General features: G+C 57.7%; 24 protein-coding genes and 1 pseudogene. 14 read left to right on the top strand and 11 right to left on the bottom strand.

The features are described 5' to 3' along the window. Positions 1-510: 510 nt before the first annotated feature. Positions 511-1,008, bottom strand: coding sequence for a TspO/MBR family protein (locus tag IB272_RS33825; RefSeq protein ID WP_192445837.1), 498 nt, complete (start codon positions 1,006-1,008; stop codon positions 511-513). Between the two features lie 384 nt (positions 1,009-1,392). Between IB272_RS33825 and IB272_RS33820 the strand changes: the two genes are divergently transcribed. Continuing rightward, positions 1,393-1,950 carry a fasciclin domain-containing protein gene (locus IB272_RS33820; protein WP_034802194.1) on the top strand — a complete coding sequence of 186 codons (558 nt, stop codon included), beginning with the start codon at positions 1,393-1,395 and terminating at the stop codon, positions 1,948-1,950. A 165-nt stretch (positions 1,951-2,115) separates the two neighbouring features. On the opposite strand, the gene IB272_RS33815 is transcribed toward IB272_RS33820, so the two are convergent. Next, a complete protein-coding gene (locus IB272_RS33815) occupies positions 2,116-2,811 on the bottom strand; it encodes an SDR family oxidoreductase (protein WP_192358846.1) in 696 nt (231 codons plus the stop codon). 486 nt (positions 2,812-3,297) lie between these two features. Next, on the bottom strand, positions 3,298-4,212 hold the full coding sequence (locus IB272_RS33810) for a MurR/RpiR family transcriptional regulator (protein ID WP_060610907.1): 915 nt from the start codon (positions 4,210-4,212) through the stop codon (positions 3,298-3,300). Between the two features lie 66 nt (positions 4,213-4,278). Between IB272_RS33810 and IB272_RS33805 the strand changes: the two genes are divergently transcribed. Genes IB272_RS33805 through IB272_RS33785 form a run of 5 tightly spaced genes read left to right on the top strand, consistent with a single transcriptional unit; the run spans position 4,279 to position 8,448 of the window. Beyond that, entirely contained in the window at positions 4,279-5,055 is a 777-nt protein-coding gene (locus tag IB272_RS33805; RefSeq protein WP_063894997.1) for a transporter substrate-binding domain-containing protein, read from the top strand. 54 nt (positions 5,056-5,109) lie between these two features. Then, on the top strand, positions 5,110-5,799 hold the full coding sequence (locus IB272_RS33800) for an ABC transporter permease subunit (protein WP_192445836.1): 690 nt from the start codon (positions 5,110-5,112) through the stop codon (positions 5,797-5,799). Next, entirely contained in the window at positions 5,796-6,539 is a 744-nt protein-coding gene (locus IB272_RS33795) for an ABC transporter permease (protein WP_063894996.1), read from the top strand. The genes IB272_RS33800 and IB272_RS33795 overlap by 4 nt, the downstream gene beginning before the upstream one ends. After that, a complete protein-coding gene (locus IB272_RS33790; RefSeq protein WP_192445835.1) occupies positions 6,536-7,654 on the top strand; it encodes a M14 family metallopeptidase in 1,119 nt (372 codons plus the stop codon). Before IB272_RS33795 ends, IB272_RS33790 begins: the two co-directional genes overlap by 4 nt. A gap of 32 nt (positions 7,655-7,686) precedes the next feature. Then, positions 7,687-8,448, top strand: coding sequence for an ATP-binding cassette domain-containing protein (locus IB272_RS33785; protein ID WP_060520962.1), 762 nt, complete (start codon positions 7,687-7,689; stop codon positions 8,446-8,448). Between the two features lie 34 nt (positions 8,449-8,482). On the opposite strand, the gene IB272_RS33780 is transcribed toward IB272_RS33785, so the two are convergent. Genes IB272_RS33780 through IB272_RS33770 form a run of 3 tightly spaced genes read right to left on the bottom strand, consistent with a single transcriptional unit; the run spans position 8,483 to position 10,282 of the window. After that, on the bottom strand, positions 8,483-8,887 hold the full coding sequence (locus tag IB272_RS33780; RefSeq protein ID WP_034802206.1) for a DUF2177 family protein: 405 nt from the start codon (positions 8,885-8,887) through the stop codon (positions 8,483-8,485). 13 nt (positions 8,888-8,900) lie between these two features. Next, positions 8,901-9,572 (bottom strand): ChrR family anti-sigma-E factor, encoded by a 672-nt coding sequence (locus IB272_RS33775; RefSeq protein WP_112977451.1) that lies wholly within the window; start codon positions 9,570-9,572, stop codon positions 8,901-8,903. After that, on the bottom strand, positions 9,569-10,282 hold the full coding sequence (locus IB272_RS33770; RefSeq protein WP_348646845.1) for a sigma-70 family RNA polymerase sigma factor: 714 nt from the start codon (positions 10,280-10,282) through the stop codon (positions 9,569-9,571). The genes IB272_RS33775 and IB272_RS33770 overlap by 4 nt, the downstream gene beginning before the upstream one ends. Before the next feature lie 89 nt (positions 10,283-10,371). On the opposite strand from IB272_RS33770, the gene IB272_RS33765 reads away from it, so the two are divergent. From IB272_RS33765 to IB272_RS33755, 3 genes are read left to right on the top strand one after another with little or no spacing between them, the layout of a single operon-like run. Beyond that, positions 10,372-11,730, top strand: a complete 1,359-nt coding sequence (locus tag IB272_RS33765; RefSeq protein WP_192445834.1) for an FAD-dependent oxidoreductase — start codon at positions 10,372-10,374, stop codon at positions 11,728-11,730. Further along, positions 11,667-12,527 carry a DUF1365 family protein gene (locus IB272_RS33760; protein WP_326494167.1) on the top strand — a complete coding sequence of 287 codons (861 nt, stop codon included), beginning with the start codon at positions 11,667-11,669 and terminating at the stop codon, positions 12,525-12,527. Before IB272_RS33765 ends, IB272_RS33760 begins: the two co-directional genes overlap by 64 nt. After that, positions 12,524-13,741, top strand: coding sequence for a cyclopropane-fatty-acyl-phospholipid synthase family protein (locus IB272_RS33755; protein ID WP_034802214.1), 1,218 nt, complete (start codon positions 12,524-12,526; stop codon positions 13,739-13,741). Before IB272_RS33760 ends, IB272_RS33755 begins: the two co-directional genes overlap by 4 nt. A gap of 6 nt (positions 13,742-13,747) precedes the next feature. Here the strand turns inward: IB272_RS33755 and IB272_RS33750 are convergent, their stop codons facing one another. The 4 genes from IB272_RS33750 to IB272_RS33735 form a co-directional block, all read right to left on the bottom strand. Beyond that, positions 13,748-14,554 carry an SDR family NAD(P)-dependent oxidoreductase gene (locus IB272_RS33750; protein ID WP_192445832.1) on the bottom strand — a complete coding sequence of 269 codons (807 nt, stop codon included), beginning with the start codon at positions 14,552-14,554 and terminating at the stop codon, positions 13,748-13,750. Positions 14,555-14,625: 71 nt separating this feature from the next. Then, positions 14,626-15,954, bottom strand: a complete 1,329-nt coding sequence (locus IB272_RS33745) for an MFS transporter (RefSeq protein WP_192445831.1) — start codon at positions 15,952-15,954, stop codon at positions 14,626-14,628. A 3-nt stretch (positions 15,955-15,957) separates the two neighbouring features. Further along, entirely contained in the window at positions 15,958-16,461 is a 504-nt protein-coding gene (locus IB272_RS33740; RefSeq protein WP_034802220.1) for a DUF3833 family protein, read from the bottom strand. Between the two features lie 66 nt (positions 16,462-16,527). Continuing rightward, positions 16,528-16,917, bottom strand: a complete 390-nt coding sequence (locus tag IB272_RS33735) for a hypothetical protein (protein ID WP_034802223.1) — start codon at positions 16,915-16,917, stop codon at positions 16,528-16,530. 465 nt (positions 16,918-17,382) lie between these two features. Here IB272_RS33735 and IB272_RS33730 point away from each other — a divergent pair, with 465 nt between their 5' ends. After that, a complete protein-coding gene (locus IB272_RS33730; RefSeq protein WP_034802225.1) occupies positions 17,383-18,150 on the top strand; it encodes an alpha/beta hydrolase in 768 nt (255 codons plus the stop codon). A 261-nt stretch (positions 18,151-18,411) separates the two neighbouring features. On the opposite strand, the gene IB272_RS33725 is transcribed toward IB272_RS33730, so the two are convergent. Then, positions 18,412-19,311 carry a LysR family transcriptional regulator gene (locus tag IB272_RS33725; RefSeq protein ID WP_034802228.1) on the bottom strand — a complete coding sequence of 300 codons (900 nt, stop codon included), beginning with the start codon at positions 19,309-19,311 and terminating at the stop codon, positions 18,412-18,414. A 116-nt stretch (positions 19,312-19,427) separates the two neighbouring features. On the opposite strand from IB272_RS33725, the gene IB272_RS33720 reads away from it, so the two are divergent. The 4 genes and pseudogenes from IB272_RS33720 to IB272_RS33705 all read left to right on the top strand — a co-directional run. Continuing rightward, a complete protein-coding gene (locus tag IB272_RS33720; RefSeq protein WP_034802231.1) occupies positions 19,428-20,360 on the top strand; it encodes a VOC family protein in 933 nt (310 codons plus the stop codon). Positions 20,361-20,494: 134 nt separating this feature from the next. Next, a complete protein-coding gene (locus IB272_RS33715) occupies positions 20,495-21,184 on the top strand; it encodes a hydrolase (protein ID WP_060520945.1) in 690 nt (229 codons plus the stop codon). A gap of 71 nt (positions 21,185-21,255) precedes the next feature. Continuing rightward, positions 21,256-21,519: a XapX domain-containing protein gene (locus IB272_RS33710; protein ID WP_192358838.1), complete on the top strand. Its 264-nt coding sequence runs from the start codon at positions 21,256-21,258 to the stop codon at positions 21,517-21,519. Positions 21,520-21,521: 2 nt separating this feature from the next. Continuing rightward, positions 21,522-21,779 (top strand): annotated as a pseudogene (locus IB272_RS33705) (amidohydrolase); the annotation flags it as partial.

Here is a 21,779-nt window from a genome sequence, read left to right as displayed (position 1 = left end):
AGCAGGCGGCCGAAAGCTTCCATCACAATGGCGGCGAGAAGTTCACCCACATCCCCTGCCTGAACGACAGCGCCGAAGGCATGGCCGTGCTCGAACACGTCGTGCGCCGGGAGCTTGCCGGCTGGCTACAGGGAACCGGCAAGAATAACGGCTAAGGCACCCCAAATTCATTCGGATTGCCTTTGCAGACGTCCAAGCAGCAAGGCGATGTCTTCCTGGATGTCCAGGCATATTTCGCGATACCGTCTAAGGTCTTGCTCAGGAGACTGTTTCCTCAAAAGTTCGTCGACCCTCATCGCGGCAAGCGCGTAGGTCTCGAAAAGAAGATCGAATTGCTCGCCGTCCAGAGCGCCTAGCTGTTCACGATGACGAGGCAACGCAAGGGCGACGCGGGCTCTCCCGATCTTAGCCAAAGATGTCTTCATGGAGCTAGCGGCCGAGCACATTTGAGCTGTCCAGAGCGTTGCATGCGTCAAAGCGAGAACACCTATTGCCTTCGCGCCAACGCCATCAATTGAGGAACCAGATCGCGAAATTCAGTACAGCCGCAAAGGAGACCCACGCTGCGAGCGGCAAGAGGCAAAGTGCCGCTTTCTTGTCGAGGCGCCAGGCCTGCGCGATCGTTGCGAGGATAAACCCGATTTGCACGATGATGTTCACCAGACCGGCGACCGGACTTTGCATGGCGAAGAACATCCAGGACCACAACGCATTGAGGGCGAGCTGAACGTAAAATAGCGCCAGTGCCGTCAGCCTGCCCGGCGTCCTGGCAGGGAGGATCAAGAGCCGCCAGGCAGCGTAAGCCATGAGGATGTAAAGCGTTGTCCAGACCGGAGCAAACACCCAGTTCGCAGGATTAAAACTCGGCTTCTCCAGCGCTGAATACCAGCGTTCGAGGTTTGGATAGGTCGCCAATTGTCCTAACATGGATGTCGCGGCGACCGGTACAATCGCAAGTGCCAGCGCACGGACCCATCTTCTTTTGTCAGTGGAAGTTCGTTGCAACATTCTACTACCCCCTAATGCGGTGGCCAACGCTGACCAGACCTGTCTCATTCGGTGAGGACTGCCAGATCCGCTGGCGGCGCTGGCGAGCGGTTGCCGTCGAAGCGCGAGCCGACGGCTGACTTTTCTTCCTTTACGTACGACCTTGCTGATTGGATCAGCGAATTGAAGTTGGGATCTTACGCGGCCCGGCGAGCCCAATCCCGTTCTCACGCATTCACTGAAGCAGCGGTCCAACATTGGGTCGGTTTCCCGCAGCGTCGGTCATATCGGACGCGACGGTGATCCAGTTTGGTAAAGACGGCGTATTGATGGTGCTGGACAACGTCTGGCGAACATCGGTTGGGAACGCCCGCATGGTGCGGGCCAGCAAGGAGGAATGCACGAATGAAACGGTCCCTAAGACGTACCGCCGCGATCGCGTCTATCTTCGCTCTCGTAGCCTTCGCTGCTAATGCCGACAACCCCATGGTCGGTGGAGCGGCCATGTCCGAAAGCAAAAACATCGTGGAAAACGCAGCAAATTCGAAGGACCACACGACACTCGTTGCAGCAGTGAAAGCCGCCGGTCTCGTGGATACGCTGTCCGGTGATGGCCCGTTCACCGTGTTTGCGCCGACGAACGCAGCTTTCGATGCCTTGCCTGCCGGCACTGTCGACACACTCCTGAAACCCGAGAACAAAGAAAAGCTCGCCAAAGTGCTGACTTGTCATGTCGTGGCTGCCAATGCGCTTTCCGATGCGGTCGGCAAGATGATTGCCGATGACGGAGGGAACCATTCAGTCAAGACCGTGGGCGGTTGCACGCTTTCGGCAAAGATGGATGGCGACAAGATCACACTCACTGACGAAACGGGTGGCATTGCCACTGTAACGATCGCCGACGTCAAGCAGTCAAACGGTGTCATTCATGTGATCGACAAAGTGCTGCTTCCGAAAGCGTAGTAAAACATAAGAACGGGTCGTGGTTGACCACATGCGTTTGCCGCCGGCTAGGTCGGCGGCAAACTGGCAACATCGGTCCCTGCGCCGTTCACCGTCAAACGATGGCAACGCTTGAAATACCGGACGTTTTCGCCGTGGACTAAAGATCTAGGTGCTGTACAATGCTCACCACTCAACGGGCAGGCCATCATAGTCGAAGAACCCTCCGGTGTTTTCCGGCGTCAACCGATCAATAACCCGGAGCATTGCACATGCGCTCTCACTGGGATCCAACCGGCGGTGGCGAGTGGAGTAATCTGCCGTCATTTTTGTCGCGACCGTTCCTGGGTGGAGTGCGACGACCACCGCGCGCGGATGGGTGCGGCTCAATTCTACGGAAGCTGTGCGGACGATCTGGTTGAGCGCAGCCTTCGACGCGCGGTAGGAAATCCAGCCCCCCAGGCGATTGTCTCCGATCGACCCGACCCGGGCAGACAGGAAGGCGATTATGCCGCGGTCGTTGCGGACGAGCTTCGGCGCGAAGTGTTTGAGAACGAGTGCCGGTCCAATCGCGTTCAGCGCGAATTGCCGCATCATCACATCTGGGTCGACTTGCTTGAGTGATTTTTCAGGACCCACGCCGTCGACAACAAGTCCGCCGGTCGCACAAAAAACAAGATGCAGCCCATCTACAGTCTCCGCTGCTACTGCTGCGACACTCTCTTCGTCTGTGATATCGAAGGAATTGTCCCTACGCGAGAGCGTTACAAGCTGCAGGCAATTGGGATCGGACCGGAGTTCGCCGGCGATTGCGGATCCGATGCCGCCGCTGGCTCCTAAAACAACCGCGCGGTATCCTTTAGCAAGTGACGTAAGCGGCATCTTTCAATCCTCCTCTAAACACCAAGACCCTCGTCCAGACGTTACGCTGGCGCTTTGCCGATACTCATTTCTCCGGTCCTGCGTCATGCGCCGTCAGGTGGCGTAGGGGTGTTGAAGTCTTCGGTTTGCCGAAAGCTCTTGGTCGCCAAAATAAAGATCAGTCTGCGACAGCATTTCATGGGGGAACACCGTTTGAAAACCCAAGAGCGTTTACGAGGGGAACGGCTCGTTGGATTATCGCATAGCGTGGCCGCGAAGGTTTTTCGGCGCAGCAGAGGGAGTTCGGCCCCTATAGAGGACTCACGCTTAGCATCGCCAAAAGTTTCCTTAGGCGACGGATATGCCCTGTCCAGCGGACGCGACGGGAGAGAGGGCGTATTTGATAGGACAACGACGCGTGAGTGGATCCTCGGCAAGTTGACCTGTGAGCGAGAGCACCGATGGCTACCCTTCGATCCTTCGTGGCCTTAAGGGATGGTGGGCTCGTCAATCGCCTTCGGTCAGGTATGACGAAATAGCCTTTGCAAGCTGCTCTGCTCGCCTGACATTGTCAGGATCCGCCAGCATGAAGTCGGACGCCAGGGCTTCGATGATTGCCATGGCCGGGACGTTTGTGGCCGAAAGAACCGGGTGTCTGGATGGCGCGAGAAGCAATCGGTCGGCGAACTGAGCCAGCGGAGCGGCTGGAGAATCCGTTATGGCGACAATTTTCGCCTTTTTGTCACGCGCAAATCTGACGATCTCGACAACATCCCTGGAATACCTGGGAAAAGATATTGCAACCAGTACGTCGCCTTCTCCAATCGACATCGCACGCGCGGCAGCGGACTCCGTTCCTCCGTATTGAGCGACATTTATAACTTCGTCCCGATAAGGTTGCAGCGAAAGGACCAGCATTGCCGCGAGGTGCGCAGAAAGGCCAAAGCCTATCACGAATACCCTTCGAGCCGCTCTTATGTCACCGCAAGCAACGCGTATGTATTCGGCGGTCTGCGGGCTCTTGAGCGCGTCAATGTTGGAGCCCGTCACCTCGATGCTGAGTTCAACACCCTGGCTACGTTTATCGAGGTCTCTTATCGAGGCATCGAGCTTGGCGACAGGCGCTATCAATTCGCTCACCATAGCGGCTATGGACGATCGAAACTCCGAAAAGCCCGCCAATCCGAGGTCTCGAACAAAACGGCTGACGCTTGAAGCCGAAGTTCCCGTTGCGGAAGCGAGTTCCTCGATGCCGTGCGTTGCTACGAACATCGGGTCCCGGAGCACAAAACCGGACAGTGCCCGCTGCGAAGCCGATCCCTGCCGCAGCAGTCTGCTGAGTTCGAGACCTAAAGCAGAGGTGGCGAAGCGTCGATCGGCTTCTGCGTTCCAGGTGAGGGATGTCTGAAAATTTTCTTTCATTTGTTGACTCTATGAAAATATCCTGCCATTGAGAAGTCAGCTTAGCTGATTTTGGGAGGAAATCGCATGCGAATGAAATTTCTCGCGTCAATCGTTGCCACAACGATGCTCGCCGGTACTGCGTTTGCGGAGGATCTTCGCATAGGCGTGGAAGGAAACTATCCGCCCTTCTCAGTAGTTGCGCCCGATGGAACGCTCTCGGGCTTTGATATCGACATCGCAAATGCGATCTGTGCGAAGATGAACAAGAACTGCGTGATGGTGCAGCAGGAATGGGATGGGATGATCCCGGCGCTCAATGCCAAGAAGTTCGATATCATCGTGGCTTCGATGACGATCAACGAAAAGCGCAAGAAGGTCGTCGACTTTTCCAACCCTTACTATGACGTCCCGTCGCGATGGGTGGCGCGCAAGGGTGACTACAAGAGCTGGTCGCCGGAAGAGCTAAAGGGCAAGACGATCATCGTCCTGCGCAACTCTCCGCGTGCCGAGTATGTTGCCAAGAACTACCCTGACAGCACCGTTTTGGCGGTGGACAAGGAGCCGGCCGTCTACCTGGAGCTGGCGGCGGGTCGCGGCGACATCGCCTTCGGATCGTCGGTGGTTTCGGCCGAATCTTTCCTGAAGAAGCCCGAAGGAAAGGACTTTGAGCAAGTTGGCGACACCCTCTTCTTGGGCGAGGACGCCGACGGCGGCGTCGGCATCGCTGTGCGTAAGTCAGATGGCGCTCTGCGCGAGGAAGTAAATGCCGCTCTGTCTTCCATCATGAGCGACGGTACTTACAAGCAAATGTCGGGCAAATACTTCGACTTCGACGTCACGCCGCAATCGGCAAAGAAGTAGTTCTTTTCCCGCGATCGGCGCCTGGGCGGCGCCGGTCGCAAGGGGTGCTGTTCCATGTTCCAAGGTTATCTACCGATGATTCTGGGGGGGCTCCGTGTGACCCTCAGCGTGGCGTCGGTCTCACTGGCGATCGCCTGTGTTATCGGCCTGATTGGCGCGTCCGCAAAGATCTACGGCGGGAAAGCGGCAAGATTGTCGGCTGCCGCGTACACGACGACGGTGCGCGCTTTGCCGGATTTGCTTGTTATGCTCGTCGTCTTTTACGGCGGCCAGATCCTGCTCAATTCCATCTCCGAAACCTATGGGTGGGGTTATCTCGATGTCGATCCCTACATAGCCGGCGTTAGCACAATCGGCTTTGTATTTGGAGCTTACCTGACCGAGACGTTCAGGGGAGCGATCCTGAGCGTGCCGGCGGGGCAAATCGAGGCTGGCTTTGCATACGGTCTTTCCCGCTGGCAGGTGGCCTTCTACATTCTGCTGCCGCAGATGATACGGCATGCCGTGCCCGGCCTGACGAATACGTGGCTGGTCATGTTGAAAGCGACAGCGCTGGTTTCGATCATCGGGCTCGACGATATGGTCCACCGGGCCGGGCTTGCGTCTGCGGCGACGCGGGAGCCATTTACCTTCTACGCGCTTATCGGCCTCATCTATCTCGCGGTCACCACATTTTCGGTTCTCCTCTTCGGAGCGCTTGAGAAGCTTTCTTCACGCGGCGTTCGCAGCGGAGGTGCTGCATGATCGACTGGGAAATCGTTGCCGATAACCTGCCGGCATTTGCGGGCGGTCTGGTAAACACTTTGATCCTGTTGGCAACCGTCGTCGTCAGCGGTTTTGCGGTCTCGGTGCCACTGGCGCTCGTGCGCTCGATGCGGTCGCCCCATTTTTCTCGCGCGGTATGGCTGTTCACCTACGTCATCCGCGGCACGCCGCTTCTTGTTCAGCTGTTTGTCATTTACTACGGAATGGCTCAGTTCGAATTCGTGCGCAGCAGCGCGATATGGCCGCTATTCCGCTCTCCCTGGTTTTGCGCGTGGCTTGCGCTGACGATCAACACTGTCGCCTATACGACCGAGATATTCGCCGGCGCGATCCGAACCACGGCGCCTGGGGAAATCGAAGCGGCACGTTCGATCGGCCTGAGCCGCGCGGCGGTTCTCAGGTACGTGATCTGGCCATCGGCCTGGCGTCGCGCACTGCCGCAATACGGCAACGAGGTGGTAATGATGATGCATGCCACCGCCCTTGCGAGCACGGTGACGATTGTCGAGGTGATGCGGGTCGCGCGCGACGTCTACACCAATTATCTCGTGCTGGCGGAATCCTTCGGCGTCGCCGCCGCAATTTATCTGTGTCTGACCATCGGTCTCACCACTTTTTTCCGCTGGCTCGAGACGCACTTTTTGCGGCATCTCTCCCGCTCGGACGCTCCGAACGCCAGAGAGAAGCCAGCCGAGCATCTCAACCCGAAAGTTGCATGATGAAAGAGACAATCTTTGATATCGAAGGTCAGGGACCCGGCACGCGGCATAGCTTGAAATGTGTCGAATTCGGGCGGCACGCAGACACGCCACTCGTCTATATCCAAGGTGGTCTCCATGCCGACGAGGCTCCCGGCATCATTGTTGCGCATGCGCTTTGCGAGACGTTGGCGGAGCTTGAGGCGGCCGACGCGATCTTCGGCTGCGTCCGGGTCGTTCCGGTTGCCAATCCGGTCGGGCTGTCTCAGTTTTCCCTTGGTCAGCAGGAAGGCCGTTTCGATCTTTATGACGGACGGAACTTCAATCGGCATTATCCGGATTTCGGACCCAAGCTGTCCGCCCGGCTTCCCAACCGCTTGGGCACAGACGCCAGCGCTAACGCGGCCGTCATCCGCGCCGAGTTGATGGCCCTGGTTGAGGAATGGCACGTCGTCACCCCCTCGGACAACGTTCGAAAATGCCTCATGAAACTTGCGATTGATGCCGATTATGTGCTGGATCTCCATTGTGATGGAGAGGCTGAGGTTCATCTCTACACGCAACCGCATTTCGCACGGATATTCTCGTCGCTTGCGACGCGTCTTCACGCCCGAGCGGTGCTGCTTGCTGAGATCTCAGGACTCAATCCGTTCGACGAGGCCCTCGTGCGCCCATGGTTGGACCTGGCAAGATCGCTGCCCGACGCGAACATCCCGCTTGGCTGCGCTTCGACCACCGTTGAGTTGCGCGGTCGTAGCGATGTGGATCGGCGACGCGCCCGGAGCGACGCCGAGGCGATCGTCGAGTTCCTACGCGATCTAGGGGTCGTCAAGGGTTCGGCCGCGCAGGCGCCGGCCAAGCTGTGCGAGCCCACCCCGCTCGCAGGTTCAGAAGCTGTCATTTCACCGTCTGCGGGGGTCGTGAGCTACGCACTCGACCTTGGCCATCATGTAAGGGCTGGTGATGTGATAGCGGAGATCATCGACCCGCTTTCAGGAACGGTGACGGCCGTGAAGGCGCAGACATCAGGCGTGTTCTACGCACGCGCTGACAGCCGCATCGCCGAGCGCGGTAAACGCCTTGGCAAGATCGCCGGCAACGATGTGTTCCGCAACGGTCCACTTTTAAGCCCATGAGCGCCAAGGCGCGGAGACAGACTATGACAGCGATGCTCGAAGTGACCAACATCCGAAAGAGGTTCGGCTCCGTTGAGGTGCTCAAAGGCATCTCGCTCAGCGCGAGGCGCGGAGATGTGATTTCCATGATCGGCGCGTCCGGCTCGGGAAAAAGCACGTTCTTGCGATGCCTCAATTTCCTGGAGCACCCGTGTGAGGGCAGCTATCGGTTTCAGGGAGAAAAACTTGACCTGAGAAAGGCGTCGAGCGGAGACCTGACGGTACATGACCCCAAGAAGCTCGCTTCGATGCGCTCGCGTTTATCAATGGTCTTTCAGCAATTTAACCTGTGGAGCCACATGACGGCGAGGGAGAACGTGATGCTGGGGCCGATGCGCGTACAGGGGATAAGCCGCGCTGAGGCAGCTGAACGAGCCGACGCATACTTGGCAAAGGTTGGCGTGTCGCACCGCCGCGATGCCTTTCCGGCATTTCTCTCGGGCGGAGAACAGCAGCGAGTTGCGATCGCCCGGGCGCTCGCGATGGAACCGGAGATCATGCTTTTCGACGAGCCGACCTCGGCGCTTGATCCGGAGCTTGTCGGCGAAGTGCTTCGGGTCATGCGGGGATTGGCCGAGGAGGGAAGGACCATGATCGTCGTCACCCACGAAATGGCATTTGCCCGCGACGTTGGCAATCATGTCATCTTTCTCAGCCAGGGTGTGATCGAGGAACAGGGCGATCCACGCGACGTTCTGAGCAATCCGAGTTCCGAACGTCTTCAAAGCTTTCTTTCTTCGCGGCACACGAATTGAGCGGCCCCTGGCCGCTTCAATCTCCGAGTTGGGGTCAAATCAGCTTTTGTACGGCCGAAACGGAAAAATATCCGGCGAGAGCGGACGCCGTGGTGATGAAGACACCCCACACCATGTCCACCAAGCTTACCTCCAACGACCACCCCTTGATCGTTGCCAGATTTGTCATGTCGTAGGTGCCGAAAGCGACAAGGCCGAGCAGAGCTCCCGATACCAGTGCTGTCGTCCAACGTCCGGAGCTGAGCGCAGGTATGACGGCAAAATATGAAACACCGGTTACATAAATGACGTAAAATGCAGCGGCGGCAATGAGATTTGGATGCTCGAGCAGAAGCTCTCCAATTCGGCTGCGATAGAATTTCGACGACCCGGTCAGCCACAAAAAGTCCAAGCCGAGAAAGACGATCGCTGTCGCCACGTAGGATATCGCGTAGGTCATCCGTCGCCTCCGATCAGATCCGAAGGACAGGTTGAAGCAAACGCATAAACCAGCTCCGGAACCTGAGCGGCGCGTCGGTTACCGCTAGACAGATACAATCTTGCTCAGGCGTTGCCAGGGGCTGGTGTTCAACGCTCGGGTCTGCCTCCTCTATATCTCCTCGGGCGAACAAGAGTTCTCCGTCATTGAAGCTTCCGCTGAGCACGAGCGTCAATTCGCGACCTCCATGGCTGTGTTCCGGCACGGGTTTTCCGGCCGGTATGCGAAGCAGACGGGCCGTTGTCGACCGATCGGCCAGCTTGATCGGAATGTGATAGGCGCCACGTCCCAGAGACTTCCATTCCAGCTCCGCCAGATCTCCTCCAAGATAGGATCGCAACGGTTCCGGGATGGTTGGCGGCGAAACGACTTGCACTACCCTCGCAGGTTGCTTCGACGAGACGCTTGGGGGAGATTCCGCGGTTCGTAGGCGCTCTTTCAACCGATCGAAAGACGAGATTTCTATTGGCATCGGCTCCATGCTCTCGAGCAGCTCTCCGGCCGTATTCTCCATCAAAGTCAGTCTTGTCCGGCAGTTGGGGCACAACGCAAGATGCGTTGCAACAGCAAGCCGCCAACCCTCTTCAAGCGTGCCGGATGCATATCCCACCAGCAATTCGTCGCTCACATGATGACGGATATTCATTCTCCGTCCTCCAGCGCAGCCCGAAGCCTCGCAAAGGCAAGTCGGATTCTCGACTTCACCGTTCCGAGCGGCAGGTTCAGCTTGGTGGCAATCGCACTGTGAGAGCAATCGTCGAAGAACGAAAGCGTCAGCAATTGGATCTGTTCCTGAGGCAAGTCCTTCATGGCGTCCTTCAACCGGGTCGCATCCTGGCGTTCCGCCAGCTCGTTCTCCGCGCTTTTGGCATCGTCTGCCACAAATGCGGGGTCATTGACGTCGAAATCCGGCCTCCGGTTCTTGCGGTAGGCGTCAATACGAAGGTTGCGGGCAATCGTGAAGATCCACGTACCTGCGTTACCGCGTGTCGCTTCGAACTGGCCTGCCTTGTTCCAAACGGTGATCATCACTTCCTGCATCAATTCCTCGGCGATGTTTGGATCACGCGTAAGGCGCGCCATATAGGCCTTTACGCGCGGAGCGTAATAGCGAAACAGCGCCTCGAAAGATTCAATATCTCGCTTGCGACCGACTGCCTCGAGCAGAGAGCAGGCTTCATCTTTAGTCAGTTCCCCGGCCGGCTCTACCATGCGTCCACGCTTCTTCTGCCTCCCAAGGTCGATCAGCGGCTCATGCCCAGATCGAACAAATGGGATATCTGGAACAGCGGTAGCGGAAATCGCAAGAATTGTCTCCATGGCACCGATTACGATGCCTTCTGCTTCTTGGATCATTGTTGTCCAAAATTTTTCAAGGTGATCAATCCGATCGGGAGATTTTTTCGTAGTGCGTTCGTAATTGTTCGTCAAATTGAGGGGATAACATGCGGTTTGATCGGGGTATGAGGGGTGAATTCGGGCAACGGCGTGTCGCTGTGATTGGCGCCGGTATCTCGGGAATGTCCGCGGCTTGGCTACTCGGTAAAAGCTTAGAGGTCGTTCTTTACGAAGCCGGCGACAAACCTGGCGGTCATGCCAACACCGTCCTCGCGCCGACGGCTGTTGGACCGGTTCCGGTCGATACCGGGTTCATCGTGTACAACGATCGCAACTATCCCAACCTTGTAGCGCTGTTTGACCACCTTGACGTCCCGACCCAAGCTTCCAATATGTCGTTCTCCGCTTCATTGGATGGCGGGGCATTCGAATACTCGGGCTCTGGATTGACAGGCTTGTTCGCTCAACCGTTAAACGCACTTCGTCCGCGCTTCTGGAGAATATTGTCAGACATTTTGCGCTTCTATCGAGAAGCTCCCAAAGCTCTTAATCGGCTAAATCTCGCTAGCAAGACGCTGGGGGAGTATCTCGACGAGAATGGCTACAGCAATGCCTTTGTTACCGATCATCTCCTTCCCATGGGCGCTGCGATCTGGTCCACAACGACCAAACGCATGCGTGATTATCCGCTGCATGCCTTCATTCGATTCTGCGACAGTCATGGTTTGCTTGCATTGACGGACAGACCTCGTTGGCGAACCGTAACCGGCGGAAGCCGAGAATATGTCAGCAGGCTGATGTCGGACTATTGCGGCGAGCTTCGGACAAGCAGGGCAGTCCGGGAAATCCGCCGCGAGGTGGGGACGGTGGTCATAACAGATCGTGATGGCAATCGTGACACTTTCACGGATGTGGTCATCGCGACTCACGCCGATCTAGCGCTGGCGATGCTTGCCGAGCCTGACGCACGTGAAAGAGAGCTGTTGTCCGCGATCAGCTACACAAGCAATAAGGCGGTTCTGCACTCAGATACCTCATTGATGCCCAGGCGGCGAAACGTGTGGTCGAGCTGGAACTACATTGGCGCGTCGGATGATTGTGGTGAGCGCCAGCTTTGTGTGACCTACTGGATGAACCGATTGCAAGGGATCGATCCGGCGACGCCGCTTTTTGTGACGCTGAACCCGCATCAAAAGATAGCCAGTGAGCGGATAATCGCGACATTCGATTATGACCATCCCCTGTTTGATCAGCGAGCGTTGGCGTCTCAAAAGGAGCTTTGGGATCTCCAAGGACGCGGCGGTGTCTGGTTTTGCGGGGCCTACTTCGGCAGCGGATTTCACGAAGACGGACTGCAGTCCGGGCTTGCGGTTGCCGAGGCCATCTCCGGCGAGCGGCGTCCATGGACGGTCCGCGACGATTCTGGCAGGCTCCCCTGCGAGATCGGTTACGCGGCGGCTCAATGATGTCGAGGTCGGCTCTTTACAGCGGCCAGGTGTGCCACGTTCGGTTTAGACCCCGCCGGCATAGGCTTTCCTACAGGGTCTTTTCGCTGCTCCTCGATCTGGACGAGTTGGCTTCGCTGGACAGCAAGTTGCGCCTGTTCGGCCATAATCGCTTTGCTCTGTTCAGTTTTCGCGACAGCGATCACGGGGATGGTGAAGTAGGCGCGCTACGCAGTTGGGTCGAACGGCAGCTTTCCGAGGCCGGGGTGGACGTGAAGCAGCTGCGTATCCGTGTGCTATGTTATCCCCGCATACTCGGCTACGTTTTCAACCCTTTGACGGTCTTTTACTGTGAGGCAAGCGATGGCCAAGTCCGGGCCGTTCTCTATGAGGTCTGCAACACATTCCACGAACGCCATACCTATGTCATTCCGGTGAGCGACGACGAGGGCGGAGCGATCCGGCAGTCGTGCGTCAAAGAACTTTACGTTTCTCCGTTTGTACCCATGGATTGCCGCTATGAGTTCAACCTCAGGCCGCCGGGGGAAACCGTGTTCGTCGGCATAACCGAAAACGATTGTGACGGGCGACTTCTCACGGCTGTATTTTCCGGAGAAAGGGAAGAGATCTCGGATAAGAGGCTTTTTCTAACCTTCCTGAAACACCCCATGATGACAGTAAAAGTAATGGGTGCGATCCATTGGGAGGCGCTCAAGATCTGGCTAAAGGGCATGCCCGTGCATCGTCATCGACCGGCGGACCTGCGGGTCGCCACAACGATTGTCTCCCGTTTCGAACAGAAAGACACCTTGGCATGAGCGAGCTTGATCAGGGTGCGGCATTTTCAATATCGTCGGGCCGCCCGCTGTGGCAAAGAATAGTATGCGGTTGGCTTGCCCGTATCAAACGCGGGCAGTTGCGCGCGGAGTTCCCCTGTGGGGCAGTGCATTTGGTCAAAGGCGACGTCCCCGGTCCGACTGCAGCGATCGTCTTTACGAACTCAAGAGCGGTCTGGCGTATGCTCACGAGCGGCAGCCTCGGGTTTGCTCGATCCTATCTTGATGGCGACTGGGAGACGCCAGACCTGGGAACGCTTATGGATTTGGCGCTTGCCAACGAAGAGACCCTCAAGCCAGCGCTCGCCTCTCGCCCGCTAATAAGCCGCCTCGCTTACCTCCGGCATCTGTTCAGACGAAACTCCCGTGCCGGGAGCCGCCGAAATATCGCGTTCCATTACGACCTCGGGAACGATTTCTACCGCGCATGGCTCGATGAGACGATGACGTACTCTGCCGCCATCTTTGAGCGGCAAGGGCAGTCACTCGGTGAAGCCCAACAAGCCAAGTACGACAGGATCCTGAGTGAGCTGCGAATCGGTCCGCAAGATCATGTTCTTGAGATCGGTTGCGGCTGGGGCGGGTTTATGGAGTACGCGGCCTCGCGCACGGGGTGTCGCATTACCGGGCTGACTTTGTCGAAGGAGCAGGCCGACTTTGCGAGAGCTCGGCTGGCAAACAAGGGATTGTCTCCGTTGGCCCAGGTGCGGCTGCAAGACTATAGGGATTGTGAAGGACGTTTCACCAAGATCGTCTCAATAGAGATGTTCGAAGCCGTGGGAGAGGAGAATTGGCCGGTTTACTTTGAGAAGCTGCGGACGAACCTCGCTCCTGATGGACAAGCGCTGATCCAGGTCATCACGATCGACGAGAGGCGGTATGAGCGGTATCGGCAAAACGCCGATTTCATTCAAACCTATGTATTTCCCGGTGGCATGCTGCCTTCTGCGGCAGTCTTCAGGCAGGAGGCTGTCACTTCCGGCCTACGGGTGCGGGATGCATTTTCTTTCGGCCGTGACTACGAGAAAACCCTGCTCTTGTGGGAAGGTGCTTTCCTCAAAAGTTGGCACAAGATTGAATCCGCTGCATTCGACGAACGGTTCAAGCGCTTGTGGCGCTACTACCTTCACTACTGCGCCGCCGGCTTTCGCAACGGGACCATCGATGTCTACCAGTTCCGGCTCGAACCAACGTGACGGAGGTCAGGTCTGCTCCTCACGCAACATGCGGCGCGTCAAGGCGAACCTCAGGCTTGGAGGAAGCGCCTTCAATAGCTTCAAGACCACTTTCATCCTCCACGGGAATGCGATCTCGAACTTACCCCGCTCAAGCCCGCGCATGATGTATTCCGCCGCACTTTCCGAAGAGATCAGGAAAGGCATTGGAAAGTCATTCTGACGCGTCAAAGGCGTATCGACAAATCCTGGATTGATAATTGTCATCTGAACGCCTTGCCGTTCAAGTTCGGGATAAAGGGCTTCGCACATGTTGATCAAGGCGGCTTTGGTCGCGCCGTAGCCCGCGGCACCAGGAAGACCGGTGTAGCCTGCCACAGATGCCATGACGGCAATCCGTCCCGACCGGCGCGTCGTCATCGCTGGCATGATCGCCTGCAAACAGTTCACGGTTCCCATGATGTTGAGCCCGACCATCTCTCCGATCGCCGCGGCGTCGAAGGTCGACAGGCTATCGCGCCGGTACGTTCCTGCGCCGAAGACCGCAAGGGAAATCGGACCCAGGCGCATTTCAATGTCGCGTACGGTGTTTTCTGCCGCTTCGCGGTCGGTCACATCGAGGGGAAAAGAATGGATTTTGTTCTCCAGTGATCGTGCGAGAGTATCGAGCTCCACCGAGTTGCGCGCGCTTACGGCGACCGTCCAGCCGTCAAGTGCCAAACGGAGTGCAAGCGATTTCCCGATGCCGGAGCTTGCGCCGGTAACCCACGCCACCTTTCGACGATCCGTCTCGTGCAAGGCGTGATTGTTGATTAAATCGCGACCGATAGTCATGGAAACCTACCTCAGTGGGCGATGGGGAAAACGTGTCATCAACCTGGCAGCCGTAGACGAGCGCAATACCGTCAAGTCCGGCCAATAAGCTCTCGTTGGGCCACACGATCGATCGGAAAGCCCCACATGAGCCCGATTGCTGCGAGCTTCGGGACGATTGGTGCCCAGGCGTAAAGCAACGAAAGACCCTTGAGAGCGTCGGGCGACGAACGATCTTGAGCCGGGTCGAAGCCAATCAGACTGAGCATGGGAAACGTCACCCCGACTGCTGTCGCCAGAGAGAGCTTCGTGGCAAGTGCCCACGCCGCGAAATACATGCCGGAACGCTGAGAGCCTGAGACTGCTGTGTCGTTGTCGATTACGTCTGCCTGCATGGATGGAGGCAAAACAAGGTCGAAGGCGAGCAGAAGACCGGTGCACACGCATATCGCACCAAAGGCGACCAGGTCTCCGTCGCCGAGAAATCCTGATACCGCAAAGATCGAGCACGTCACCAGCATAGCGCCGCTCCAGGCCTTGTGCTTGCTCCAGCGCCTTGCGGCCTTTACTGCGAGCGGTACGCCAAGAACTGCGCATGCGAAATAGAGTAGGAGAAACGGGCCGCGCCATTCCGCAGCTCCCAGACGCCCTGAGACAAAGTAAAGAAACAAAGTCGCTGGGATTGCGTTTGCAAATCCATTCAAAAGAAAAGCGGCGATGAGACGCAGGAACGGCCGGTTCTTCGACATGAAAACCAGGCTTTGCATCAGGCCAAACTCCCGCGTCGACCGATTGACGGGTTCGGGGACGAAAACGAAAGCCATAAGCCCTGTGAGCGGAAGCAAGACCGCGACAAGAACGGCTACCGCCTTCAGCCCATCGGCGTTATTTGCCCCAGCCGTCCCAACAGCGAAGGGGAGGCTGATGGCCGATAAAGTCCCGATAAGCGTCGCGCCTTCGCGGAAAGCTGCAACGCGTGTTCGCTCGGCATAGTCGGTTGAAAGTTCTGCCCCCCAGGCAGTGTAGGGCAGAGAGGACCAGGTAAAGCCAAGTGACAAAAGGCCACCCCATATAAGCAGATAACCGAGCCCGATTGTTTGAGGCGGCCAAAAAAGCATGAACGCGGCGACCGCGGTTAGCGGAATTGACGCAAGAAAAAAGCCACGCCGGCGACCGCCAACGCCATTCCACCGGTCGGCAAGCCAGCCGAATATCGGATCACTCGCTGCATCAAGAAGACGAATGGCAAAAAGTGCACCGCCGACGGCCGCGACCGGTAGTCCCATGACTTCGGAGTAAAACGTCGGAACGATGACGAAAAGCGGCAGCGCAAGCGCCGCCAATGGGAACGCTGGAAGCGCATAGAGGATGAGTGTCGAAGGGTGTGACCTGGATGCTCGTCTGCTAGACACTTTCCACATCAGTCACTGTCTCCTGAATTCGACACGCGTCCAGGCAACCGGCAATCCGAATTTCGTCACATAGGCGGTATTGAGGACACGACCGTCATTGTTCAATGTCATGGTGTCGTGAAAGCGAACTTTGTTCTTGCGGTTTTTTGAGTCGAGGAAGACCAGATAGCTGAAGCGCGCGACATTATCTTTAATCCGCACCTGCGTCTCTCCAATCACGTCCTCGCGCGTACCCCTGTATCTGCCGGGTCCATCCTTTATGAACCGCCACGTCTTGCGATCTCGACTGCCGTCATCGAACCTGAAATCTTCCCTGAGCGTCAGGGTGCGGCCGTCCCATTTTCCGACCAACTGGACTTCGAATGTCCTTTTAACCCCGGTGATGCTTTGAAAGCTTCCCTCGGCGCTCGACCTGCCTGTAAAGAAGCTTTCAAGCGAAAAGGACCCGGCGGCCGCTGGCGCAACCAATGCAAGGTTCATGGCGAGGACCGTAAGAAAAACGCTGAAGATGCGCATGCATTTCCTCCGTCAAATCGATTGCGCGGCATAAGCTTCAATTCGCGGCCTCCTTTCGCTGCCACATCAAAGCTCGGGACCTATTCGGGCGATACCGGTCTTTCCGTCGTTCCGGATCCACTTCAGCTTTTTCTGTTCGACCCGGTAGAGCTCAAAACACATCGGGCGACCGTCGTACCAGGTGCGAAACTGCTGGCAGAGACGGTCAGACTGTATCCACCAAGTGCCGGTGTCTTTGGGTTTGACGAACCGGCCGAGGCCCAAAGCTTCGCCGTCACCGTCGACACTGCCACTTCTTCGATAGTTTAGCGGGAATTCCCCACCCAATGGAGCTTCAAGGAAGATGCGCCTGCCGACGATCTCTCCCTTGATCTCGTTTGCTCTGTATTGCTCCGCAGCGGCCTCTGACGGGACGGCTGCGCACACAGCTGCGATCGCTATTGCGGTTCGGAACATGGCTCGTTCGTTCGCTCCCGTTGTTTTTCGTCAGCCTGGATTACGAGAAGTGGGCGCGGTTGGATCAGTCCGGATGAGCCTTGTCGTGATTTCGATAAGCGCCACGATCCGCGCCTCATTCGTATTCGTATAAAAACTGAAGCTACCGCAGATGCTCCATCGCGTGCCGGAGGCAGTCAGGCGACCCATTACAGCTGGAAGAAAAATACGCCGGTATATTGCCGCCGGAGATTGGAAAAGCTGAAGCAGCTGAAGGATGAGAATGCGCGGCCGGACCCTCGCAGTGGCGATCTGCGACGCAAAATAGCGCTCTGGCTTCGTTGCGCAAAAAAATTAGTCGCGCGCGATCTATTAGCGCGGTTGACATGTCTCTTTTGAGGCAATATAGATTGTGCACAAACTAATCGGGCGCGATAAAAACTCCCTCGTAGCCTGTATTGGACCGAAGCCACAAAGGATATCGTCATGTTTAAACTCGCTGCGACCGTTGCCTTAATCGCCGCTCTCCTGTCCGGCGGGGCTGTTGCCCAGCCCGCAAAGCCCACAGTCGTTCTCGTTCATGGCGCTTTCGCCGATGCGTCGAGCTGGAATGGTGTGACGAAGATCCTTCAGAAAAACGGGTTCACGGTCGTTGCCGCTGCCAATCCACTGCGCAGTGTCGCAGGCGATGCGGCCTATGTTTCAGACATCATCTCGAGCATCAAAGGATCCGTCGTCCTCGTTGGGCATTCCTACGGAGGCCAGGTGATCTCGACCGCGGCAAACGGCAAGGACAACGTCAAGTCGCTGGTCTACGTTGCAGCCTTCGCTCCGGAAGCTGGAGAAGCAGCTGCCGATCTCGCCGGTAAGTTCCCCGGGGGCACGCTTGGCCAAGCGCTCGCCGCCCCGGTAAAGCTGATAGGTGGCGGCGTCGATCTTTCCATCGACCAGGCGAAGTTTCACGACCAGTTCGCCCACGATGTTTCAATCGAGGATGCGGCACTGATGGCCGCCGGCCAGCGCCCGATCACCGAAGCTGCCTTGACGGAAAAGTCAGGTTCGCCCGCCTGGAAGACGCTGCCCTCCTATTTCATCTATGGGGACGGCGACAAGAACATCCCAGCGAAGGCACTCGGCTTCATGGCCGAACGGGCGGCCTCCAAGCACACTGTCGTAATCGAGGGTGCATCCCACGTTGTGATGGTGTCGCAGCCCCAAGCCGTCGCAGACGTGATCGAAGAGGCTGCGAAGTAGTCTCTGAAAACTCCAGTGACCAAAGCCGTCACCCGAGAGGGTGGCGGCTTTGCCGTGACGGGGCGGTTCAGCCATTGCGGCGGCGCCGACGGGCCGAGGCGTGTGCTAGCGCTTCAGTGACAGCATCGGCGAGGCCCTGCTGTTCGACGCCATCCTGCGGGCGAAGCGCCGGTGCTGACGCGCGCGAACCCTGCGTCAGAATGACTGAACGCCAATCGCTAACAGCCGCATCGGGTTGTAGCTCCGGATCCATTTCGCTCGTCAATCAAGCATGATCATGTGAGCCGGCAACTGTTCTTCGAAGAATTTCGAGAAGGTCGCTATGCGGGGCGGCAGCGCTTGATAAGGCGGATAGTATAGGGTCAGCCAAAGTTCCGGGGGCGACCAGCCTTGAAGGACATGGACGAGGCGACCGCTGCGGACTCGCTCCGCGATATGAAATCCCGGAAGCATGGCAACGCCCGCTCCATCGGCGGCCATGTCGGCAAGCACCTCGCCGCTGTTGGCGCTGAACGCCCTCCCGGCCGTGATGGTCGTGCTCGATCCGCCATCAGAAAGGTGCCAGGTCTCCCGCCTGCTTTCGCCGCTGTATGCAAGGCAGTCGTCCGGCGTCAACTCGCTCGGGTGGTCCATCTCGGTGAACCGGGTGCCCGGCGCCGCCACCAAAATTCTCGGCACGGCCCGGATCTTGCGCCATATCGTAAACTTGTCCGATGGCTGGGATGAGATGCGGATCGCGAGATCGTAGTCATCATCGACGATGTTGACCAAGCCGTCCGAGAGCGAGATTTCAAACGACATTTTTGGATAGAGTTCTCGAAAGCCGGACAGGATCGACGGTAGAACGGTTTTACCGAGCCAAGTCGGAGCGCTTATTCGCAAGCGACCCTGGTCCGCCTTATGAGCGTTTCTTACGTCGCGTCTGGCGCTTTCCAGCGCCTCTAGGGACGGCTGGATTTGCGCGGCAAAGACGGCGCCGTCCGTCGTCAGCGAAACCTGGCGCGTTGTCCGCACAAACAGCTGCACGCCGAGATCGTCTTCGAGCGCGGCGATCGCCCGCGTAACTGCGGCCGGCGTCATATCAAGCTCGCGTGCAACCTGCGCGAAGTTGCGCTTCTCAGCCGCCATAAGGAAGGTCTTCAGGGCTTTGTAGTCGTTCATTGCATTGTTTCAATTTTTGCAATTCATTCGAGATAAATATTGCAATTCTTTGCGCCAATCAACCCGGCTATAACCTTGTCTATCGACGGACAACGTCAACGGAAAGGGCACTGGCCATGATCAAGGATATCAAGGGACTGCATCACGTCACTTCGATGGCGTCGGACGCGCAAAAGAACAACAGGTTTTTCACCAACACGCTCGGCCTGCGCCGGGTGAAGAAGACGGTCAACTTCGACGAGCCCAGTGTCTACCACCTCTATTACGGTGATGAGTTGGGCACGCCCGGAACGGTCATGACCTACTTTCCCTTTCCCCATATAATGACCGGACGGCCCGGTGTCGGCGAAGTCGGCGAAACCCAGTTCTCTATCCCGAAAGGAACGCTTAGTTTCTGGAAGGAGCGCCTGGTTGCTCAAGGTGTCGGTGGCATGCAGGCTGAAACGGTCTTCGGCGCAGAGCGCTTGCGCTTCACAGGCCCTGATGGCGATGGCCTCGCTTTGGTCGAAACGGCTATCGACGGGCGGGCGCCATGGCTTGGTGAGGGTATCTCGGAGGACAACGCCATTCGCGGCTTTACCGGCGCCCGTTTCAATCTGCACGACACTGCTGCGACCGAGGAATTGCTGCGCTTTATGGGCTATGAGATTGCCGGAGTGGAAGGAGACGTCACGCGATTGATCCTTCCTGGTGGCAACGGTGCAGACACCATTGAACTGGCGGCCTTGCCGAAGACGCCATTCGCCCGTCAGGGGGCGGGTTCGGTCCACCATATCGCTTTTGCGGTCGAAAATCGGGAAAAGCAACTCGAAGTGCGCAAGGCCCTGATGGATACCGGCTACCAGGTAACCCCCGTCATCGACCGGGACTATTTCTGGGCGATCTATTTCCGGACACCCGGTGGTATCTTGTTCGAGATTGCAACGAACGAGCCCGGCTTCGACCGTGACGAGGACACCGCCCATCTCGGCGAGGCGTTGAAGCTTCCGAACCGTTACGAGCCTTTCCGCAACAAGATCGAGGCCGGTCTGGTTCCGCTTGCCGCTTAGAACCCGCCGAATCTGATACGCACGACTTAACCAACCGACAACCTTGAGCCGGCTACTCGCGCCAGCCGGCTCGTCTCCGAAACCCTTCTCATTTCAACCGTCGCACGCCGGCGACACCAAACGGAGTATTCCAGATGTCCAAGCTCGAAGTTCTGACCCCGCAAAACAGCCAGCTTATCTTTATCGACCAGCAGCCGCAGATGGCTTTCGGCGTGCAGTCGATCGATCGCCAGGCTCTGAAGAACAACGTCGTCGGCCTCGGAAGGGCTGCCAAGATCTTCAACATCCCGACGACGATCACCACTGTCGAAACCGAGTCCTTCTCCGGCCACACCTATCCTGAACTGCTCGCCGTGTTCCCGGAAAACGACATCCTTGAGCGCACTTCGATGAACTCCTGGGATGACCAGAACGTCCGTGATGCCCTGGCGAAGAACGCCGCCAACGGTCGCAAGAAGATCATCGTCTCGGGGCTCTGGACCGAGGTCTGCAACACCACCTTCGCGCTTTCAGCCCTCCATGATGTTCCGGACTACGAAATCTACATGGTCGCCGACGCGTCGGGCGGCACCTCGGCCGACGCCCACAAATATGCGATGGACCGCATGGTCCAGGTTGGCGTCATTCCGGTCACCTGGCAGCAGGTCCTGCTCGAATGGCAGCGCGATTGGGCTCGCAAGGAAACCTACGACGCCGTCACTTCGCTGGTGAAGGAGCACTCCGGTGCCTATGGCATGGGCATCGACTATGCCTACACCATGGTCCACAAGGCCGGCGAACGCGTCACCCACGGAAAGCGGATCGGCCCGAACCCGGTCAAGTGATGCAGTAGGCAGCCGCTCTGACCGGGTCGAACCGGTAAGGGCGGCAGCCTCAACAGGTGAGGATCACCCGCATGAAACTTTACCTCATGTCACTCGGCGCCGGACTTCTGGTCGGAATCGTCTACAGCCTCCTCAATGTCCGTTCGCCAGTCATTGCCCTTGTCGGCCTTCTTGGGATTCTGCTCGGCGAACAGATCGTCCCCTTTGCCAAGACCCTGTGGAGCAACGAGACGGCGGCAATCTCGTGGATCAACCAGGTCAAGCCGCACATGTTCGGCCACCTCCCGGGCGGACAGACAGCGGCTCGCAAAGTTAACGATCGCGAGAGTGTCTGATCATGCCGACAAGACGCTCGTTCCTCGGTGCCGCCTCGTCGCTGGCGCTGCCCGCTCTCTTCTCGTCGGCCCGCACCGCCGGCGCCCAACAGACCGGAGATACTTCGATGACGCCCGACCTGATCCTTCACAGCGGCCTCGTGACGACGCTCGACCGCGCCAATCCGACTGCCACTGCCGTTGCCGTCAAGGATGGCCTGATCCTCGCTGTCGGTGACGACAGGACGATCATGGCGCTGGCAGGCTCAGGCACAAAGACC

It is taken from the genome of Ensifer sp. ENS08 (assembly GCF_014852195.1).
GTDB classification, from domain to species: Bacteria; Pseudomonadota; Alphaproteobacteria; order Rhizobiales; family Rhizobiaceae; genus Ensifer; species Ensifer adhaerens.
This window is presented reverse-complemented; position numbering and strand designations above follow the sequence as displayed.